General features: G+C 64.5%; 15 protein-coding genes. 7 read left to right on the top strand and 8 right to left on the bottom strand.

Going from position 1 to position 17697, the window contains the following annotated elements; genetic code table 11:
- Positions 1–81 precede the first annotated feature (81 nt).
- A complete protein-coding gene (locus tag RW095_RS17695; RefSeq protein WP_317017256.1) occupies positions 82–498 on the top strand; it encodes a cupin domain-containing protein in 417 nt (138 codons plus the stop codon).
- A gap of 113 nt (positions 499–611) precedes the next feature.
- Here the strand turns inward: RW095_RS17695 and RW095_RS17690 are convergent, their stop codons facing one another.
- A complete protein-coding gene (locus tag RW095_RS17690; RefSeq protein WP_317017255.1) occupies positions 612–1319 on the bottom strand; it encodes a pirin family protein in 708 nt (235 codons plus the stop codon).
- Between the two features lie 93 nt (positions 1320–1412).
- Positions 1413–2177, bottom strand: a complete 765-nt coding sequence (locus RW095_RS17685) for an SDR family NAD(P)-dependent oxidoreductase (protein ID WP_317017253.1) — start codon at positions 2175–2177, stop codon at positions 1413–1415.
- 154 nt (positions 2178–2331) lie between these two features.
- On the opposite strand from RW095_RS17685, the gene RW095_RS17680 reads away from it, so the two are divergent.
- The 4 genes from RW095_RS17680 to RW095_RS17665 all read left to right on the top strand — a co-directional run bounded on the left by RW095_RS17680 (position 2332) and on the right by RW095_RS17665 (position 6870).
- Positions 2332–3249: a LysR family transcriptional regulator gene (locus RW095_RS17680; RefSeq protein ID WP_128588827.1), complete on the top strand. Its 918-nt coding sequence runs from the start codon at positions 2332–2334 to the stop codon at positions 3247–3249.
- A gap of 168 nt (positions 3250–3417) precedes the next feature.
- A complete protein-coding gene (locus RW095_RS17675) occupies positions 3418–4749 on the top strand; it encodes an MFS transporter (RefSeq protein ID WP_317017252.1) in 1332 nt (443 codons plus the stop codon).
- Positions 4750–4775: 26 nt separating this feature from the next.
- Entirely contained in the window at positions 4776–6065 is a 1290-nt protein-coding gene (gene dsdA, locus RW095_RS17670; protein ID WP_317017250.1) for a D-serine ammonia-lyase, read from the top strand.
- A gap of 178 nt (positions 6066–6243) precedes the next feature.
- The gene (locus tag RW095_RS17665; protein ID WP_020066606.1) at positions 6244–6870 is read left to right on the top strand and encodes a LysE family translocator; all 627 of its coding nucleotides are present in this window, start codon (positions 6244–6246) and stop codon (positions 6868–6870) included.
- Between the two features lie 38 nt (positions 6871–6908).
- Here the strand turns inward: RW095_RS17665 and RW095_RS17660 are convergent, their stop codons facing one another.
- Positions 6909–8324, bottom strand: a complete 1416-nt coding sequence (locus tag RW095_RS17660; protein ID WP_317017248.1) for an aminotransferase-like domain-containing protein — start codon at positions 8322–8324, stop codon at positions 6909–6911.
- A 293-nt stretch (positions 8325–8617) separates the two neighbouring features.
- Here RW095_RS17660 and RW095_RS17655 point away from each other — a divergent pair, with 293 nt between their 5' ends.
- A complete protein-coding gene (locus RW095_RS17655; protein WP_128596362.1) occupies positions 8618–9946 on the top strand; it encodes an aspartate aminotransferase family protein in 1329 nt (442 codons plus the stop codon).
- A gap of 14 nt (positions 9947–9960) precedes the next feature.
- On the opposite strand, the gene RW095_RS17650 is transcribed toward RW095_RS17655, so the two are convergent.
- Complete coding sequence (locus RW095_RS17650) at positions 9961–10485, bottom strand: DUF6496 domain-containing protein (RefSeq protein WP_317017247.1); 525 nt, start codon at positions 10483–10485, stop codon at positions 9961–9963.
- Between the two features lie 150 nt (positions 10486–10635).
- Between RW095_RS17650 and RW095_RS17645 the strand changes: the two genes are divergently transcribed.
- The gene (locus tag RW095_RS17645; protein WP_128591741.1) at positions 10636–10887 is read left to right on the top strand and encodes a hypothetical protein; all 252 of its coding nucleotides are present in this window, start codon (positions 10636–10638) and stop codon (positions 10885–10887) included.
- A gap of 133 nt (positions 10888–11020) precedes the next feature.
- On the opposite strand, the gene RW095_RS17640 is transcribed toward RW095_RS17645, so the two are convergent.
- The 4 genes from RW095_RS17640 to RW095_RS17625 form a co-directional block, all read right to left on the bottom strand.
- On the bottom strand, positions 11021–12229 hold the full coding sequence (locus RW095_RS17640; RefSeq protein ID WP_201702512.1) for an ABC transporter substrate-binding protein: 1209 nt from the start codon (positions 12227–12229) through the stop codon (positions 11021–11023).
- Between the two features lie 101 nt (positions 12230–12330).
- Complete coding sequence (locus tag RW095_RS17635) at positions 12331–15954, bottom strand: molybdopterin cofactor-binding domain-containing protein (protein ID WP_317017245.1); 3624 nt, start codon at positions 15952–15954, stop codon at positions 12331–12333.
- Entirely contained in the window at positions 15951–16457 is a 507-nt protein-coding gene (locus RW095_RS17630; protein WP_317017243.1) for a (2Fe-2S)-binding protein, read from the bottom strand. Before RW095_RS17630 ends, RW095_RS17635 begins: the two co-directional genes overlap by 4 nt.
- A gap of 31 nt (positions 16458–16488) precedes the next feature.
- Positions 16489–17688: an amidohydrolase family protein gene (locus RW095_RS17625; RefSeq protein WP_128591646.1), complete on the bottom strand. Its 1200-nt coding sequence runs from the start codon at positions 17686–17688 to the stop codon at positions 16489–16491.
- Between the last annotated feature and the right edge of the window lie 9 nt (positions 17689–17697).

The following is a 17697-nucleotide window of genomic DNA, read 5'->3' as shown; positions in this document are numbered from 1 at the left end:
ACATAACAAATGTTCATTCTTGGTTCTTTCTTATGGTCCAGCCCGGACCCACAATGTGAGGACACCAGGAGATACCACGTCATGAACATCCGATTTGTCGTTGGTGCTGTCGCCGCAGGCATTACTCTTTCCACTGCCATACCTGCTACCGCGCATGGCACGGCTGAAACCGTCACGCCGAACTTCCAGCACGCGATTCCCAACATCCCAGGGAAGTCGTTGACCGCGGTGGTCGTCGACTATGCGCCCGCAGCAGCGTCGCGCGCACACGAGCATGCGAAGTCGGCTTTCATCTATGCATACGTCGTGTCGGGCGCCATCGAGTCGCAAGTCGACGACGGCCCGAAGCGGGTCTACCATGCCGGCGAAAGCTTCTACGAGGAGCCGGGCGCAGTTCACCGTGTCAGCCGCAATGCAAGCAAGACCAGGCCCGCAAAGTTGCTGGCCGTATTCGTTGTGGACAGCAACGATAAGGCCCTGACCACCCCGATCGAGTAATCAGTACATCAAGGCCCTATAACTTCAACTGGCATGGCGGGAGCACCGGAACTACCGTTCCGCCCATAGGCAAATCACGCTTCACATCAACCGGACACATCGCGGAGGCGTCGTTAGCCAACCAGCTCGACTATCACGATGTCGGTATCGTCTCGCGCTGTCATCGTAAGCTGCGATTCATTGGTAACCACGAGTCCATCGCGTGGCGCGAGCCGGATCTGTCCCACGTCGAGCCGACCGTGATCGGCAACCACATACGCGTGGCCAGGCGGTCGCAACACGTGATGCAGCGTCGCGCCTTCGCGTATCGTCGCGATGCGCACGCGGGCGTCCGCATTGATAGGCAACGCACCAGTGCGCACGTCATCCGGATCGCCGCTCGCCAGCGTGACGAAGCGACCCTCGCGACATTCGCGCGAACAGACACGCGTCGCCCAACGCGGCGTGCCGCCCGGCGTGCGCGGGTGCAACCAGATCTGAAACAGCCGCGCCGGCGAACTTTCCTCGTTGCGTTCGGCGTGATGTACCGCGCAGCCCGCGCTCATTGCCTGCACGGAGTCGGCGACCAGGCGCGCTCGATTGCCGGCGTCGTCTTCGTGCGTGATCGCGCCTGAGCGCACCCACGTCACGATCTCGACTTCCCGGTGAGCATGCAGACCGAAGCCCGAGTGCGGCGCGAACTCATCGTCGTTCCACACGTAGAGCGCGCCGAGCGGCACATGGTCGGCGCGTCCGAACTCGCCAAAGCGGAAATGCAGCCGCGCATCCAGCCAGTCGCGACTGATTACATCGAGCGACAGAAAAGGACGATGTTCGATCATGATGTGCCCGAGTTGAAACGCGCGGACGCGCGCGGGCGCCGGTGCGGTCGTCGAAGACCGCACCAGACGCGCCCTCGCGTGCCCAGGTTGCGCTTAGACCTGCTGCTGGCCGCCGTCGACGAACAGCTCGGCGCCGTTCACGAAGCTCGCGTCGTCCGAGGCGAGGAACAGCGCCGCGCTCGCGATCTCGCCGGGCTCGCCGAGGCGTCCCATCGGAATCTGTGCAGCCAGGTAATCGGCCAAGCCTTGTTGCTGGGCTGCGTCCGGACCGGCGAGGTCGAGCAGGCCGGGGGTGCGGGTTGCGCCCGGGCTGATCGTGTTGACGCGGATGCGGCGGTCCTTGAGATCGAGGATCCAGCTGCGTGCAAAGGCGCGCACCGCGGCCTTCGAAGCTGAATACACGCTGAATGCGGCCGTGCCCGCGCTGCCAGCCGTCGAACCGGCGAGGATCACCGAGGCGCCTTCTGCGAGCAGCGGCAGCGCTTTTTGCACCGTGAACAGCACGCCCTTGACGTTGCGGTTGAAGGTGTCGTCGAAGTGTTCTTCGGTGATGCTGCCCAGCGGCAGCATCGAACCGCCGCCAGCATTGGCGAACAGCACGTCGAGGCGCCCCTGTTCTTCCTTGATCTGCGCGTACAGCGCGTCGAGCTCATCGAGCTTCGCAGAATCGACGCGTACGCCGGTCGCGTTGCCGCCGGCTTCGCGAATCCCGTTCACGGCGGCATCGAGTTCGGTCTGACGGCGACCGGTGATGTACACATGCGCGCCTTCTGCTGCAAAGCGGTGAGCAGTGGCGAGGCCGATGCCGCTGGTTGCGCCCGTGACCAGTGCGATCTTGTTGTCGAGTTTGCGTGACATGGTGTTTCTCCTTCAATTCGATAAGTGGATGACTGCGTGGGGTAACTGCGTTCGGTGCTGCGTGCTGCGATGTAAGGAGAATATCGACGCGTCCGCTTTTTCTAAATAGAATTGATCGCAATCCAACGTTGCATAAATGAAACGATGAGGCGAAATGGCGAAGCTGCCTGATTTCGAAGGACTGGCGATGTTCGCGAAGGTCGCCGAGGAAGGATCGTTCGCGGCTGCGGCGCGCGCAGTGGGCGTGTCGGTGGCGACGGTCTCACGCGGCGTTGCCCGCCTGGAAGACCGGCTGGGCGCGCGGCTTTTCAATCGCACATCGCGGCAGCTGGCGCTCACCGAGTTCGGCCGGACGATCTGCGAGAAAGCCGGCGAGATTTACCGGCAGGCCGAGGAAGCGGAAAGTGCCGCACGCGAGATGTCGGTGCAGCCGCGCGGGCTCGTGCGCCTCGCCGTGCCGATGTCGTTCGGGCTGCGCTGGGTCGCGCCGCTGCTGCCGGCTTTCTTTCGCGCTTTTCCGGAGGTGTCGATCGACCTGCATTTGTCCGATGCGCCGGTCGACCTGGTCGCTGATGGCTTCGACGCCGCGCTGCGTATTGCCGCACTGCCGGATTCGTCGCTGGTGGCGCGACGGCTGTGTGCGGTAACGCAATACGTCGTCGCGTCACCGGACTATCTGAAGCGTGAGGGACGGCCTACGCATCCGCGCGAACTCGTGGACCGCCCCTGCCTCTCATATGCGTATCGCGCGCGCAGCGATGTGTGGCGCTTCACGAACGACGCGGGCGAGGAGGAACCGGTCTTGCCGACAGGTCCACTGCGCGTGACGAACTCCGATGCGCTGTTGCCCACGCTGCTCGATGGTCTGGCGATTGCCGAGCTGCCCGAGTTTATCGCCGGTGAATATCTGGCCGATGGCCGCCTGGAAGCCATCCTCACCGACTGGTCTTTGACGAAGGGCGGCCTTTACTTCGTCACGCCGTCGGCGCGCGCCCGTCCTGCGAAAGTGAGCGCGCTGTCCGACTACTTCGCCGAACACCTTTCCGATCCGTCGTGGCGATGGCCGAAGTGATGCGCCGGCGCAGTTCACATCGGCTAGCCGGACGAATGTTCATCATTGCATTGGTGCAACGATAAGTTTGAAACGATCAAGGGATCCCGGCTCGACATAGCTTTCGCCGAATACAATGCCAGACGAAGAAGGGTCGCTTTGGCCGACCCGTATAACGCACAGTCATCGATGAAAGCCCCCAAAACGTCTTCTAATGCTGAGCCCGCGGCGGCCGATACATCGGCTGCGCCGACCGACCGCGGTAAGACCGCACGCCCGGTCGCGGACGCCATCGCGCCGCACGATCCGCACGATTCGCGCGCTCGCAGCATCGCTCTCGCGGCGAGCCTCGCCTTGATCGCCTTTTCGCTGCGCACGCCGATCACGAGCGTGGGTCCGATCCTGGTCGAAGCGGTGCGGGCCACCAACCTTTCGCGCACCGGCGCAAGCGTGCTGACGACATTGCCGTCGCTATGCTTCGGTCTCTTTGGGCCGCTCGCGCCACTACTCGCGCGTCGCCTCGGCGGTGAACGCGCATTGCTTGCGCTGCTGGTGCTGCTCACGCTGGGCACTGCGTTGCGCGTCGTTCCTATGTGGCAGGTGTTGTATCTCGGCCAGATAGTGGCCTGCTTTGCCATCGGCTTGATGAACGTGCTGTTGCCAGGCGTAGTGAAGCGCGACTTCCCGCACCACGTCCCGCTCATGACAGGAATCTACAGCGCCGCAATGTGCGCGGGCGCCGCCGCCGCGGCAGCCGCCACCGTGCCGGCTGCCCACGCGGTCGAACACCTGCTGGGCGGCGCGAGCGGCAACGCGTGGGCGTGGGCATTGGCGCTGTGGGCGTTGCCCGTCGCATTGGCGACGCTGGTCTGGGGCGCGCGTCTGCCTGCGAAGTCGACGCACTCAGGAAGACGCGTGCAAATTGTTCGCGGATTGTGGCGAGATCCGCTCGCGTGGAAAGTCACGCTATTCATGGGTTCGCAATCGTCGCTGGCCTACATCGTGTTCGGCTGGCTGCCGACGGTTCTTCGCACGCGTGGCATGAGCGCCGTCGATGCCGGGTTCATGCTGTCGCTCAGCGTGGTCACGCAGGCGGCGGCGTCGCTGCTGCTGCCATTTCTTCTGGCGCGGCTGCGGGATCAGCGCGCGGTGAATGTGAGCGCGTTGCTGTCGACCGGCGTGGGTCTGATGGGCTGTTTCTTCGGACCTCCGTCGACCATGTGGATCTGGGCGCTGCTTCTCGGCGCCGCACAAGGCGCGTCGTTCACGCTCGCGCTCACCGTCATCGGCTTGCGCTCGTACGACTCGCACGTGGCCGCTCAACTCTCCAGCATGGCTCAGGGTACCGGCTATCTGATCGCGTCATGTGGGCCGTTCATCGCCGGATCGCTGCTCCACGCAACCGGCTCGCTCTCCAGTCTCGCTGCATTATGCGCGGGCATCTGCGTCGTGTCTGCGTGGTTCGGCTATGCGGCGGGGCGACGGGAACATGTGAACGCGCATCTCGGGTCAGCGCGTTGAAGACGCAGTAGGTGCGCTGCTGCCGCGTGCAACGGCCCGTCGAATGGTTCAACCCGGCCGTCGCGCCGCTGGTCGATGCGATTGACGACATTCCGCTCGATGCGTCGGATGTCGCCGATGCGAGCGCACGCCTGCAACGGTTTGCGCCGCTGCTCGCGCAAGCGTTCGAAGATGTGCGCGAAGCGGGCGGCATCATCGAATCGCCGTTGACCGAAGTGCCCTTGTTCGCGGACGCATTGAGCAGGCGCTACGAGGTCGAGGCGCCGCGTCGCTTGCTACTCAAACAGGATAGCCATCTGCCTATTTCCGGTTCGATCAAGGCGCGCGGCGGCATTTACGAAGTGCTCTTTCATGTGGAGCAACTCGCGATACGTCACGGCTTGTTGAAAGAGGGCGACGATTACCGCGTGCTCGCCAACGATGCGTGCCGCACGCTCTTTCGCGAGCACAGCATCGCGGTAGGATCGACGGGCAATCTCGGCATGTCGATCGGCATCGCGAGCGCGACGCTCGGCTTCACGACGACCGTGCACATGTCCGCCGATGCGCGTCAATGGAAGAAGGACCGTCTGCGCGCGCACGGCGTGACGGTCATCGAATATGCGGGCGACTACGGCGAAGCGATCGAGAGCGGCCGGCGTCTCGCGTCGAGCGATCCGCTGTGCCACTTCGTCGACGATGAGAATTCGACGACGCTGTTTCTGGGTTACGCAGTCGCGGGCGAACGCCTCAAACGCCAGCTCGATGTTGCGAACGTGTCTGTCGATGCGGGGCATCCGCTTTTTGTCTATTTGCCGTGCGGCGTCGGCGGCGGTCCGGGCGGCGTCGCGCTTGGTTTGAAGCTCGCGTTCGGCGATGCGGTGCAATGCGTCTTCGCAGAGCCGACGCATTCGCCATGCATGTTGATGGGCGTGCTCACCGGTTTGCACGAGAAGCTCGCGGTACAGGACTTCGGCATCGACAACCTGACTGCCGCCGATGGCCTCGCGGTCGGTCGCCCGTCGGGCTTCGTCGGCCGCGCGATGCAGCGGATGATCGACGGCTACTACACGATCGACGACCGCGAGTTGTACGCCCTTCTCGCGCTGATGGCGGACACACAGGCCATTCGCCTGGAGCCGTCCGCGCTTGCGGGCGCGCAGGGTTTCGCGCGGGTATCGAAAGAAGCCCAAGGCTATCGCGCCCGCATGACTCTCGACGATGCAGCAATGCGCAACGCGACGCACGTCATTTGGGCGACTGGCGGCGGGATGGTGCCGGAGGCTGAGATGTCGGCTTATCTGCAAACCGGACGCGCCGCGTTGCACGGCGCGTAGAAATCTGGCGGTGCGGTTTCGGGCGCCGCCACCTCCATCTGATCATGGCGTTGTCACGCACTGCCCGTGCAGCACTCCTGAGTCTGTACCGGACACCATCCTAAAATCCGTACAGGTACTGTACCGGCAACGCTCGCTAGAATGCTCCAAAGTCCTCTGTCAGTCCTTGGAGTCCGCCATGTCTTATTTCACGCTCAGCGCGCTGCCGGCCGGCATCCTGTTCGCGCTCGTCACCACGATCACGCCAGGTCCGAACAACACAATGCTGCTGGCTTCGGGCGTCAACTTCGGTTTTCGCCGCACGTTGCCGCATCTGTCGGGCATTAGCGCGGGCGTCGTACTGTTGATGCTGTCGGTGGGCATCGGGCTCGGCGAAGCCTTCATTCAGTTCCCGGTGCTCTACACGGTGCTCGAAGTCGCGAGCGTCGCGTACCTGCTCTATCTCGCGTGGAAGATCGGCACGTCCGGCGAATTGAAAGTGAAGCAGGGCGAGCGCAGGCCGATGAAATTCTATGAAGCCATCGCTTTCCAGTGGGTCAATCCGAAGGCATGGATGATGGTACTGACCGCCGCCACGACAATCCATTTGAGCGAGAGCTATAGCATGAACGCGATAGCCATGGCGGCGCTGTTCTATGTAATCGGCTTTCCGTGCATTTGCCTGTGGGCCGGTTTCGGCACCGCAATGCGCCGTGTGCTGTCCGACCCGAAGCGCCTGCGCGTCTTCAATATCGCCATGGCGCTGCTGCTAGTGTGCTCGCTTTATCCGATTGCACTGAAGCTGATCGACACCATCCGCGCGTAAGCGCGTCAGCGCCTGTTTATCCGAGCACCAGCAGGCGGCTAGATCACGCCACGCCCAACCTGCTCGATGAAGCGCCACAATGCGTCGTCGGTTGAATACGGGGCGTTGAAGCGGAACCATGCGCTCGGCGCGTCGTCGGGACGGAAGTAGGAGCCGGGCGCAAGCCAGATGCCGTGCGCGAGCGCGGCGGTCGCCACGTCGCCGGCGCGCGCGGGGTCGATCGGCAAACGCGCCCACAGAAAAAGCCCCGCCCGCGGGCGATGAAACACTTCGAGCCCGAGCGAGTCGAGCCGCTCCTCGACGGTTGCATGCGCGACCTTGAGCCGCTCGTTCACGGCTTCCACGTGACGCGCGTAGCGCCCCTCGAGCAGCACTTTGTCCACGATCCGCTCGATCGCTTCCGACGACGTCAGCCCCACCGCCATCTTCGTGCGCGCCAGCTCACGCAGCACCGCGCGCTCCGCAACCACATAGCCGCAGCGCAGCCCCGGCGTTACCGTCTTCGAAAAACCGCTGACATACAGCACGCGCTGCAAGCCTTCCATTGCGGCGAAAAGCGGCGCACCGGACGGCGCGAGCTCGCGGCTCACGTCGTCCTCGATCACCCACATGCGCTGACGCTCGGCGATCTGCAGCAAACGAAACGCGGCCGACATGCCGAAGGTCGCGCCGGTCGGATTCTGCAGCGTCGTGTTGACGAAAATGGCCTTGGGCTTGTGCTGCACGACGAGCGCTTCCAGCACATCGGTATCCACGCCTGCGGGCGTGCGCGGCACGCCATGCACGACGAGTCCCGCCAGCTTGAGAATCTGCAGCAGGTTGCAATAACCCGGATCTTCGACGATCACGGAATCTCCCGCGCGCAGCAAAGTCCGCACGATCAGATCGAGCCCCTGCGTCGCGCCTTGCGTTAGCAACACGTTCGATACGTCGACCGGCAAGCCGCGCCGGTCGAGTTGCTCGGCGATGCGCTCGCGCAACGGCGCGAACCCGTAAGGATGGCCGTAATCGCCGAACCGCGCCGCAGGCACGCGGCTCATCGCACGCAGCGCGTGCTGCAAACCCGTTTCGTTGATCCATTCGTTCGGCAACCAGCCGCCGCCCGATTTGATCGGCACCGAATGATCGGCGAACACGTCGGACAGGAGCCAGGTCGCGGTGAGGCTCGGCGGCTGCCAGTCGGTCACCGCAGGCCGCGCTGACGACGAGCGCGCCGCCACGCGATACCCGGAGCCGCGCCGGGCGACCACGAGCCCCATCGACACGAGACGGTTGTACGCTTCCGTGACAGTGAATGTACTGAGTTCGTGACTCTGGGCCAGTTGCCGGACCGAGGGCAGCAACGCGCCCGCGCGCAGCGACTGAGCCTCGATCGCCCGGGCGAAGCCTTGCACAACCTGTTCGACGAGCGTCGGAGCGGCGCGCCGGTCACGCTCAAGGTTCAATTCGATCATGGTCAGGACGAAAAAGCCGGCCGCGGCGGACGGCCCAAAGTGAATGACGCGGAAACGACGCGCGGCAACCTGCTGTCCGACGCGTCATCCACGCGATGCGGTCGACACAGTTGCTGCGAATCCACCAACACAGTTAGCGCGACACTACGTCAACTGTTTATGCCGCCATTAAACCGCGAACGCTACAGTTTTGGCTATGCCCACGGGAAGCGCCCTCGGGGTGCCTCCACGGAAATGCGTCAGGGGCGCCCCAACGGAAGTCCCTATCGGGAAACCACTTCGAGGAGAAACCCATGACTTCGCGCCCCGTCATCGACGATCTGTCGTCTTTCTGGATGCCCTTCACCGCCAACCGCCAGTTCAAGGCCGCGCCGCGCCTGCTGGAGTCGGCGAAAGGCATGTATTACCGCAGCACGGACGGCCGCGAAGTGCTCGACGGCTGCGCGGGTTTGTGGTGCGTGAATGCGGGCCACAGCCGCGACGAGATCGTCGCCGCGATCACGCAGCAACTTTCCACGCTCGACTTCGCGCCGACTTTCCAGATGGGCCACCCGCTCGCGTTCGAAGCGGCCACGAAGGTCGCCGAGCTGATGCCGGAGGGCCTCGACCGCATCTTCTTCACGAACTCGGGTTCCGAATCGGTCGACACCGCGCTGAAGATCGCGCTCGCCTACCACCGCTCGCGCGGCGAGGCGCAGCGCACGCGCCTGATCGGCCGCGAGCGCGGGTATCACGGCGTGGGCTTCGGCGGCATTTCGGTCGGCGGCATCGCGCCCAATCGCAAGACTTTCTCCGGCGCATTGCTGCCGGCGGTCGATCACCTGCCGCACACCCACAACCTCGAACACAACGCTTTCTCGAAAGGCCAGCCGGCTTGGGGCGCGCACCTCGCAGAGGAACTGGAGCGCATCGTCACGCTGCACGACGCTTCAACGATTGCCGCCGTGATCGTGGAACCGGTCGCCGGCTCGACGGGCGTGCTGATTCCGCCGCAAGGCTATCTGCAGAAGCTGCGCGAAATCTGTACGAAGCACGGCATCCTGCTGATTTTCGACGAAGTGATCACGGGCTTCGGCCGCGTCGGCAAGGCCACGGCAAGTGAATATTTCGGCGTGACGCCAGACCTCATCACGATGGCCAAGGCGATCAACAACGCGTCCATTCCCATGGGCGCGGTCGCGGCAAGCCGCACGGTGCACGACACGATCGTCAACGCGGGCGCGCAAGGCGCGATCGAGCTATTTCACGGCTACACGTATTCGGCGCACCCGGCGGCCGTCGCCGCAGCTATCGCCACGCTCGACCTGTACGGCCGCGAGGGACTCTTCGAGCGCGCCGCGTCGCTTGCGCCGACTTTCGAAGCCGCGGCTCACTCGCTGCGCGGCGCAAAGCACGTGAAGGACATCCGCAACCTCGGAATGATCGCGGGCATCGAACTCGAACCGCGTGACGGCGCGCCCGGCGCACGCGCTTACGAAGCATTCGTCAAATGCTTCGAAGCGGGCGTGCTGGTGCGCTTTACCGGCGACATCCTTGCGTTCTCGCCGCCGCTGATCATCAACGAAGAGCAGATCGCGCACATCTTCAAGACTGTCGGCGACGTGCTGGCCACCGTGCAGTAAGATCCACCCCCGGCTCAATGATGCGCGCGAGAAGCGCGCGTCTGAGCCGCCTTCTTGGCCGCCGCCGAACGGCCGGCTGCACCTTTGGTCGCAGCAGCCTTCTTGGCGGCCGCCGAGCGGCTCGCCGCCGGACGCTTCGCTGCGGCAGTCTTCGCCTGCTTCGACATCGCCGAATGCGATGCGCCGGTCTTGCTCTCGCGCTTCAGCGCATCGGTGGTGGCGCGTGAACGCTTCGCCGTCGACTCCTTGCTGGCCGTCTTTTTTGCGGCGCTCCTCTTCTGTCCCGCAGCGCTGTCCTTCTCGGCTTTCTTGCGCGTGGCCTCGCTCGCGGCGCCCTTTTTCGGCGCCTTCAAATCGACGCCCGCGCGACGCGCTTCCGACAGGCCAATGGCGATCGCCTGCTTCGGCGACCTGACGCCGTGCTTGCCGGCGCGCACCTTGTCCACCTGCTCCTTGACGAACTCTCCAGCTTGCGTGCTCGCTGACTTGCCGGCGCGTTTGTCGGCTTCGGCACGCTTGACGGTTTTCTTTTCGGGCATGACGGTTCTCCGATTGACTGTGGCCCTACTCGCTGAGCAATGCGTGTGCCGGGGTGCTGACTCAAGCTGTCGGGGACTCGCGCCGTTCACGTCGACGGCGTATGGTGTCATCAAGAGTCGGCGCTTGACCGGCTCGAACGGGAGACATCCATGAAAATCCCCACCGTGCGCGCGGGTGCGCATATTGAAGGCGTGCATTGGATCGCCGAATACGCGGAAGACGTCCACGAGATTCGCATCTTCCGCGAGGGGCAGGAAATCGACGTGCACGACGCGCCTTCGTCGCTGTTCGGCGACGAGGAGAACGCCGGCTCGAAAAGCACGGCGGATCATCGCGCGGGCGAAGCAGCCGTACTGGCGTATCTGAGGCGCTTCGTAGCCGAGCACGACGCCGAGGAATAGCGCCTTCAGCTCATGCGCGCCGGCCGGTAGATCGGCCGGCAGCCCGGCACCTCGCATCGGCGCCGGCTTTGGTGGACGCCTGCGGCATGGGCCGCCGCAGGCGTGGCGGCATGCTGGCGCCGCGAGAACAAGCTTACTCGGCGGGCCGCAGCTTCTTCACCTCGGCGTCTGACGGCTGAACGCTCGCGCCGTCGACATAGCGATACGACGTCATCACGCCTTTGCCGTCTTTCAGGCCGGTCACGCCGACGTAAGCACCCATCGTCGACTGATTGTCCTGCGCGCGATAGGTGATCGGCCCGAACGGCGTTTCAACGCCAAGGCCCTTGAAAGCCGCCGCGAGCTTGTCGGTATCGACAGAACCCGCCTTTTTGATGCCGGCCGCAATCGACATCAGCGCCGAATAACCGACCACGGAGCCGAGCCGCGGATAGTCGTGATACTTCGCCTGATATGCGTCGACGAATTTCTTGTTGGCCGGCGTATCGATCGAATACCACGGGTAGCCCGTCACGATCCAGCCGGCCGGCGCTTCGGCGCCCAGCGGATCGAGGTAATCCGGTTCGCCCGTCAGCAGCGAAACGACGCTGCGGTCCTTGAACAGACCACGCGTATTGCCCTCCCGCACGAACTTGCCGAGATCGGCGCCGAACAGCACGTTGAAGATTGCGTCGGGCTTGGCGTCGGCGATTGCCTGCGTGACCGCGCCCGCATCCACGTTGCCGAGCGGCGTGGCCTGCTCGGCAACGAACTGCACGTCAGGCTGCGCGGCGCTCAACAGCTTCTTGAAAGTCGCGACCGCCGATTGTCCGTACTCGTAGTTCGGATAGACCAGCGCCCAGCGCTTCTTCTTCAGCTTGGCCGCTTCGGGCACGAGCATCGCAACCTGCATATACGTGGAAGGACGCAGGCGATACGTGTATTTGTTGCCGTCCGCCCAAACGATCTTGTCGGTCAACGGTTCGGCGGCAAGGAAGAAGATTTTCTTCTGCTTCGCGAAGTCGGTGAGCGCGAGCCCCGTGTTCGACAGGAAACCACCGAACAGCAGCTGCACCTGTTCCCGCGCGATCAGTTCCTGCGCGACGCGGATCGTGTCGCCGGGGTTGCCGTTGTCGTCGCGTGAAACGACTTCGAGCTTTTTGCCGAGCACGCCTCCGGCGGCGTTGATCTGTTCCAGGGCAAGATTCCAGCCATTCTTGTAAGGACCGAGAAAGGCCGGCTGCGCCTTGTAGCTGTTGATTTCGCCGATCTTGATGGTCTGCTGTGCGTTCGCGCCGAAGGCGGCGAACGACAGCACCGTCGATAGCGTGAGGCGAGAGATCCATCTTGCGCGCGTGGTCATGCGTTTCTCCGTATCAAAGGGATTGCGGGAATGCGTTGGTTTTCTATCTGGCGTTGCTGCGGCGCTCGGGCGAACTGTTGACCGGTCGCTGCGTTGCACGCTCACTCGGCGCGCGGGGTCGCGCGAATCCGGGCGACGCTTGCGGCGACGTCCTGCCAGGCCGGCTTGCCGCCCGCGAACTGCTGGCGCAGATACGACACCAGCTCGGCGACCTGGGCGTCGTTGAAACTGTCGCGGTAAGCCGGCATCGTACCGAGTTCGGGCAGCGCAGGCGAGCCGATGCCGTCGAGTATCACGCGGATCAGGTTATCGGGCGTCGCGCTGTGCAGATTCGTATTGAGCGCCAGCGACGGATGCGCGCCGAACAGCTGCGGCCCGCTGCCCGTGTGATGACAGGCGGCACATGCACCGTCGAAAAGCCGTGCGCCGACGCCGGCCGGCATGCCGGTGATCGCGCTTGCGTGTTCGTATTGACGCGCCATCGCGGCGGCATCGACATTCGCTTCAACAGGATTGAGCGACGCAAGATAGTTTGCCATTGCGCGAATATCGCTGTCGGGCAACGCAGCGAGATCCGCGACGACGGGCGCCATCGGCCCAGCCGCGACGCCATGCAGCGGCGCGTGGCCGAAGCGCAGATAGCTGAACAGTTCGTCTTCGCTCCACGGCACAGGAGCGTTGGAGAGCGAGGACAGCGCGGGCGCTTCCCAGCCTTCCGCGCTGCCCCCGCCCATGAACGCCGCGCCGGTTTTCTCGGCGCCGAAGGCGTTGCGCGGCGTGTGGCATGCGCTGCAATGCCCGAGACCGTTGACGAGATACGCGCCGCGATTCCACTGCGCGCTTTGCGTCGCGCTCGCAACGAACGTATTGCGTCCGAGGAAGAGGCCGTTCCACGCGGCCATCAGCGGACGCGCGCTGAACGGAAACGGCAGCTTCGTTTCCGGCGGCCGGAAGCGAACCGGCGTTTGCGACATCAGGTACGCGTAGAGCGCCTGGAGGTCGTCGTCGGAAGTGTTCTTGAACGACGTATACGGAAACGCGGGATACAGCCGATGGCCGTCGCGGCTAATGCCATCACGCATCGCGCGAACGAACGCTTCGAGCGACCATGAGCCGATGCCCGTCTGCGCATCGGGCGTGATGTTAGTGCTGTAGACGGTGCCGAACGGCGTTGCGAGCGGCTTGCCGCCGGCGTTCGGCACACCGTTGTACGCCGTATGGCACACCGCACAATTGCCGAGCGAGGCCAGCAGTTTGCCGCGCACGACGAGCTCCGGCGCGAACGCACCAGCAAGCGGCGGCGCGATCGGCGCAATGGGCGGCGGCGCCAACGCCAACGCACTGAGCCAGCCCGCAGCGCCCGCGGCAAACGCACCGAGAAAACCCAGGCGCCAACGCTTCTTGCGGCGCGACGCGGCGTCTGCGGCCTGCGCATCGGCCAGCGCCGCGCGGATCGTTTCAGGCGTGAACGGCGGCCTGCGAAAACGCACGCCGGTCGCGTCGTACAGCGCGTTCGCAATCGCCGCCGCGCCGGGCAGCGACGCGGACTCGCCCGCGCCCATCGGCGGCTCGCCGTGGCGCGGCATCATCACGACGTCGATCACGGGCACTTCACGGAACGTGAGGATCGGGTATGCACCCCACTCCTGACTCGTCACCGCGTTCTGGTCGAACGTCACGCGCTCTTTCAGTGCGCGGCTCGTCGCCTGAATCACGTTGCCATGAATCTGATGACGCACGCCGTCGGGGTTGATCACGGTGCCGGTGTCCTGGCCGACCACCACGCGCGTCACCGCAAGTTCGCCGCTTCGGCGGTTCACTTCGACGTCGGCAACCCACGCGCACCACGCAGCGCCGAAGCCGGGAAACTTGCCGTGCACGTAGCGTGCGTAAGCAATGCCGCGGCCGCGCGCGATGTCGCCCTCTTCTTGAGGCTGGTTGGTTCGCGGATCTCGCGGCTGCCAGCCGGCACGCTCGGCGACCGCCTTCACGAGTTCGACCGCACGGGGGTCGCTCAAATGCCTCAGACGGAATTCGACCGGATCGGCGCCTGCTTCGGCCGCGAGTTCGTCGATGAACGACTCGTGCGCGAACGTGTTCGGCAACGCGGACACGCCGCGCAGCCACGACGCCCGCACGATTGGCGGCGTGTCATCGCAGACCACGCGCATCGAACGGTAATCGTACGGCGGCACGGCCGTGCGGTCGCCCATTTCGAACACCTGCGGCTGAGCGGATAGCGCGCCGGTCAGCAGCAGCGCCAACGTAGGCGCGTCGTTCGACGGATAACGCGTCGCGAAGTCGTAGGCCGCCAACTCGCCTTCGGCGCTCAACGCGCCGCGCACGTCCATCAATTGGGCCGCGCCCTTCGGCTCCCACGCATGCTCGTCCTCGCGCGACAGTTGCACGCGCACCGGGGCGCCGGTCGCACGCGAGAGCAGAGCGGCGTCGGCGGCGACATCGTCCGCGCAATTGCGGCCGTAGCAGCCGGCCGCATCCATCCGCACGATTTCGATGAGCGCTTCGTCCATCGCCATCAGCAATGCGAGGTCGGCGCGCAGCGAATGCGGATTCTGCGTGCCCGACCATACTTTCAACGCGCCCTCGCGATAATCGGCGACCGCGCACGAAGGGCCGATCGACGCGTGCATCTGAAACGGCCATACGTAAGTGCGATTCAGCGTGCGGCTGGGCTCGTGCGAAAGCGCCGCGTCGACATCGCCGTCGATCACGAGGTCGCGCCGGTTCGCCGGGTTCGCACGCAATGCGGCTTCTACTTCCTCGCTCGTTTCGAGCGGCGGCAACGGTTGCGAGGCTTTCCATTGCACATCGAGCCGCTTCGCGGCCTGCTGCGCGACTTCCTCGCGCTCGGCCACGATGCCTACAAAGTCGCGTATGACCACCACTTTGACGACGCCAGGCAAGTCGCGGATCGATTCTTCGTCGACATGCAGCAGGCTATTGCCGACAAAATCGCCCTGCGCGATACCCGCATACGGCGGCCGCACAACGCGGCCATGCAGCATGCCGGGCACGCGCACGTCGTGCACGAAGCTCAATTCGCCCGTTGCCTTTGCGGGAATGTCGACGCGCGGCGCGCTCTTGCCGACGATCTTGTATGCGTGCGGCGATTTCAAAGGCGCGTCGGTAGTCAGTTGCAATTCGATTCGCTGCCCCGCGACCAATTCGCCGTAGCCGATGCGTTTTGCGTTCTCCACGGCGCTGTCGCCTTCGCGTTCGAACACCATGCCGTCTCGTACATCGAGCTTCTCCACGCCGACGCCGAAGCGCGCCGCCGCCTGCGCGAGGAGCCATCGACGCGCCTGCGCCGCCGCATGCCGCAACGGCACTGCCGTTATCTGCATCGTGGCGCTTGCGATGGTCGGCCCCTGATTGGGCGTTTCGTTCGTGTGGCCGAGCACGATCGACACACGCGTCAAAGGTAGATCCAGTTCTTCCGCGACGATCTGCGCGAGCGCGGTGCCGATGCCGGTGCCGAGATCGACGTGGCCGTTGAACGCGATTGCACTGCCGTCGTCGCGCACGGCGAGAAACATATCGGGCTCGCTCGGAACAAACGACGACCGCGAGCCGGGCTGACCGACAGCCGGCTTGACCGGCGCTTGCGGCGCACGCATGACGATCAGCACGCTCTGCGCGTTATACAACTGCTTGCGCGACGGCGGCGCGGCCCGGCGATCGACGCTGAAGTCCGGTCCCGTCATGCGCGCGCCCCTTCAGAAGCATTCTTCTGCGACGCGAGTAATTCAGCGGCGCGCTGAACCGCACGCACGATTTCCACATGCGTGCCGCAGCGGCACAGGTTGCGCGACAACTCGCGCCGGATTGTTTCCACACTAGGATGCGGATCGCGGTCGAGCAACGCCTTCGCCGTCATGATCATGCCGCTCAGGCAATAGCCGCATTGCGCGGCCTGCTCTTCGATAAACGCCTGTTGCACCGGATGCAACGCGGCACGTGTACCCAATCCTTCGAGCGTGGTGATTTCGCGGCCTGATGCCACTCTCGCGGTCGTCACGCACGCACGCGTCGGCACGCCGTCGAGCAGCACCGTGCATGCGCCGCATTCGCCGAGGCCGCAGCCGAACTTCGGACCGTTGAGCGCGAGGTCGTTGCGCAGCAGGTAGAGCAACGGCGTGTCGGCGGCGGCGCTGACGAGATGCGTCGCGCCGTTGACTTTCAGTGCGAGCGGCGCCGGCCCGTTCACGAGCGCACCGTGCGCGCTAAACGTTGCGTGCTCACAGCACGACCGGCACTTCGGTCGCGGGCGGCGTATTACGACTGCGCCGGCAACGGATCAAACCGTCGATCATCACCATGCCCACGCCCGGAATGTCGCCGAGCTGCACGCTTTCGAGCAGCGTGTCAGCCGCCGTATGTTGGGCGCGGTCCATGAAGACGAGGTCGGCGGGACGTCCCACTTCAATCAACCCCTGGCGCAAGTTGCGCTGGCGCGCGGTATTGCCGGTCGCGAAGCAGAACGCGATTTCAGCGGGCACATCCGCGAGGCTGGAAATGAGCGCGATCATCCGCAAGATGCCCAGCGGTTGGACGCCGGAGCCGGCGGGACTGTCGGTGCCGAGAATGATCCTGTGCGGGCATTTCAATTCGATTGCATGACGCGCCGTCAGCAGTGCGATGCGTTCGTTGCCGTTATGGACTATCTCGAGCGCACGGCTCGACTGCTCGCATAAATCGCAAACATGCCGGTAAGACAGCGACGTATGCCCGCCGTTGATGTGGCCGATCACGTCCGCATCGGCCTCGAGCACCACGTCGCGATCGATCAAGCCCGAGCCGGGAATCGACGGGCCGCCCGTATGAATCGTGCTCTGAATGCCGTACTTGCGCGCCCACGCGACCATCTGCGCGGCTTCCTCGCCGGCCTTCACACTGCCGAGACCGACTTCCCCGAGCAGCTTCACGCCCGCTTCGGACAGCTCCTTGAAATCCTCTTCGACCATGCCTTTCTCGATGACCGGCGCGCCCGCCATCACCTTGACGCCGCCGCCGACACCCGCGCCGCGCATGCCTTCGAACGAACGCTGCGCGGTGATCGCCAGCGCCTTCACGCCGAGCACGTCTTTCGGACGACCAGGTAAATGCACTTCGCCGGCGGAGATCATCGTTGTCACGCCGCCGTTCAGATTCGATTCGATCCAGCCCATCTGATTCTGCCGCGGCGTCCAGTCGCCGAATACGGGATGCACATGCGAATCGATCAGGCCGGGCGCGACGGTCGTACCTTTGCAATCGACAGTGGTGCGCGCGCCTTCCAGGTCGCAGTCTTTCTCCTTGCCAACAGCAACGATCACGCCGTCGTCGATCACCAGTGTGTCGGCGTCGAGAATCGGCAGGTCGATGTCGCCGGATAACAGCAGCCCGATGTTCGTTACCGCGACCTTGCCCGACAAGCCTGTCAACGTCTCTGCTGCCATCTGCCTCTC

Source organism: Paraburkholderia kirstenboschensis, from assembly GCF_032806925.1.
In the GTDB taxonomy this organism is placed as follows: Bacteria; Pseudomonadota; Gammaproteobacteria; order Burkholderiales; family Burkholderiaceae; genus Paraburkholderia; species Paraburkholderia kirstenboschensis.
This window is presented reverse-complemented; position numbering and strand designations above follow the sequence as displayed.

What these genes read in the sequence shown, in the direction of transcription:
- RW095_RS17645 (WP_128591741.1), top strand. Translation starts at nt 10,636, where the DNA reads ATGAAAATCCCCACCGTGCGCGCGGGTGCGCATATTGAAGGCGTGCAT.
- RW095_RS17625 (WP_128591646.1), bottom strand. Translation starts at nt 17,688, where the DNA reads ATGGCAGCAGAGACGTTGACAGGCTTGTCGGGCAAGGTCGCGGTAACG.
- RW095_RS17695 (WP_317017256.1), top strand. Translation starts at nt 82, where the DNA reads ATGAACATCCGATTTGTCGTTGGTGCTGTCGCCGCAGGCATTACTCTT.
- RW095_RS17685 (WP_317017253.1), bottom strand. Translation starts at nt 2,177, where the DNA reads ATGTCACGCAAACTCGACAACAAGATCGCACTGGTCACGGGCGCAACC.
- RW095_RS17650 (WP_317017247.1), bottom strand. Translation starts at nt 10,485, where the DNA reads ATGCCCGAAAAGAAAACCGTCAAGCGTGCCGAAGCCGACAAACGCGCC.
- RW095_RS17640 (WP_201702512.1), bottom strand. Translation starts at nt 12,229, where the DNA reads ATGACCACGCGCGCAAGATGGATCTCTCGCCTCACGCTATCGACGGTG.
- RW095_RS17690 (WP_317017255.1), bottom strand. Translation starts at nt 1,319, where the DNA reads ATGATCGAACATCGTCCTTTTCTGTCGCTCGATGTAATCAGTCGCGAC.
- RW095_RS17675 (WP_317017252.1), top strand. Translation starts at nt 3,418, where the DNA reads ATGAAAGCCCCCAAAACGTCTTCTAATGCTGAGCCCGCGGCGGCCGAT.
- RW095_RS17680 (WP_128588827.1), top strand. Translation starts at nt 2,332, where the DNA reads ATGGCGAAGCTGCCTGATTTCGAAGGACTGGCGATGTTCGCGAAGGTC.
- RW095_RS17660 (WP_317017248.1), bottom strand. Translation starts at nt 8,324, where the DNA reads ATGATCGAATTGAACCTTGAGCGTGACCGGCGCGCCGCTCCGACGCTC.
- RW095_RS17665 (WP_020066606.1), top strand. Translation starts at nt 6,244, where the DNA reads ATGTCTTATTTCACGCTCAGCGCGCTGCCGGCCGGCATCCTGTTCGCG.
- RW095_RS17655 (WP_128596362.1), top strand. Translation starts at nt 8,618, where the DNA reads ATGACTTCGCGCCCCGTCATCGACGATCTGTCGTCTTTCTGGATGCCC.
- RW095_RS17635 (WP_317017245.1), bottom strand. Translation starts at nt 15,954, where the DNA reads ATGACGGGACCGGACTTCAGCGTCGATCGCCGGGCCGCGCCGCCGTCG.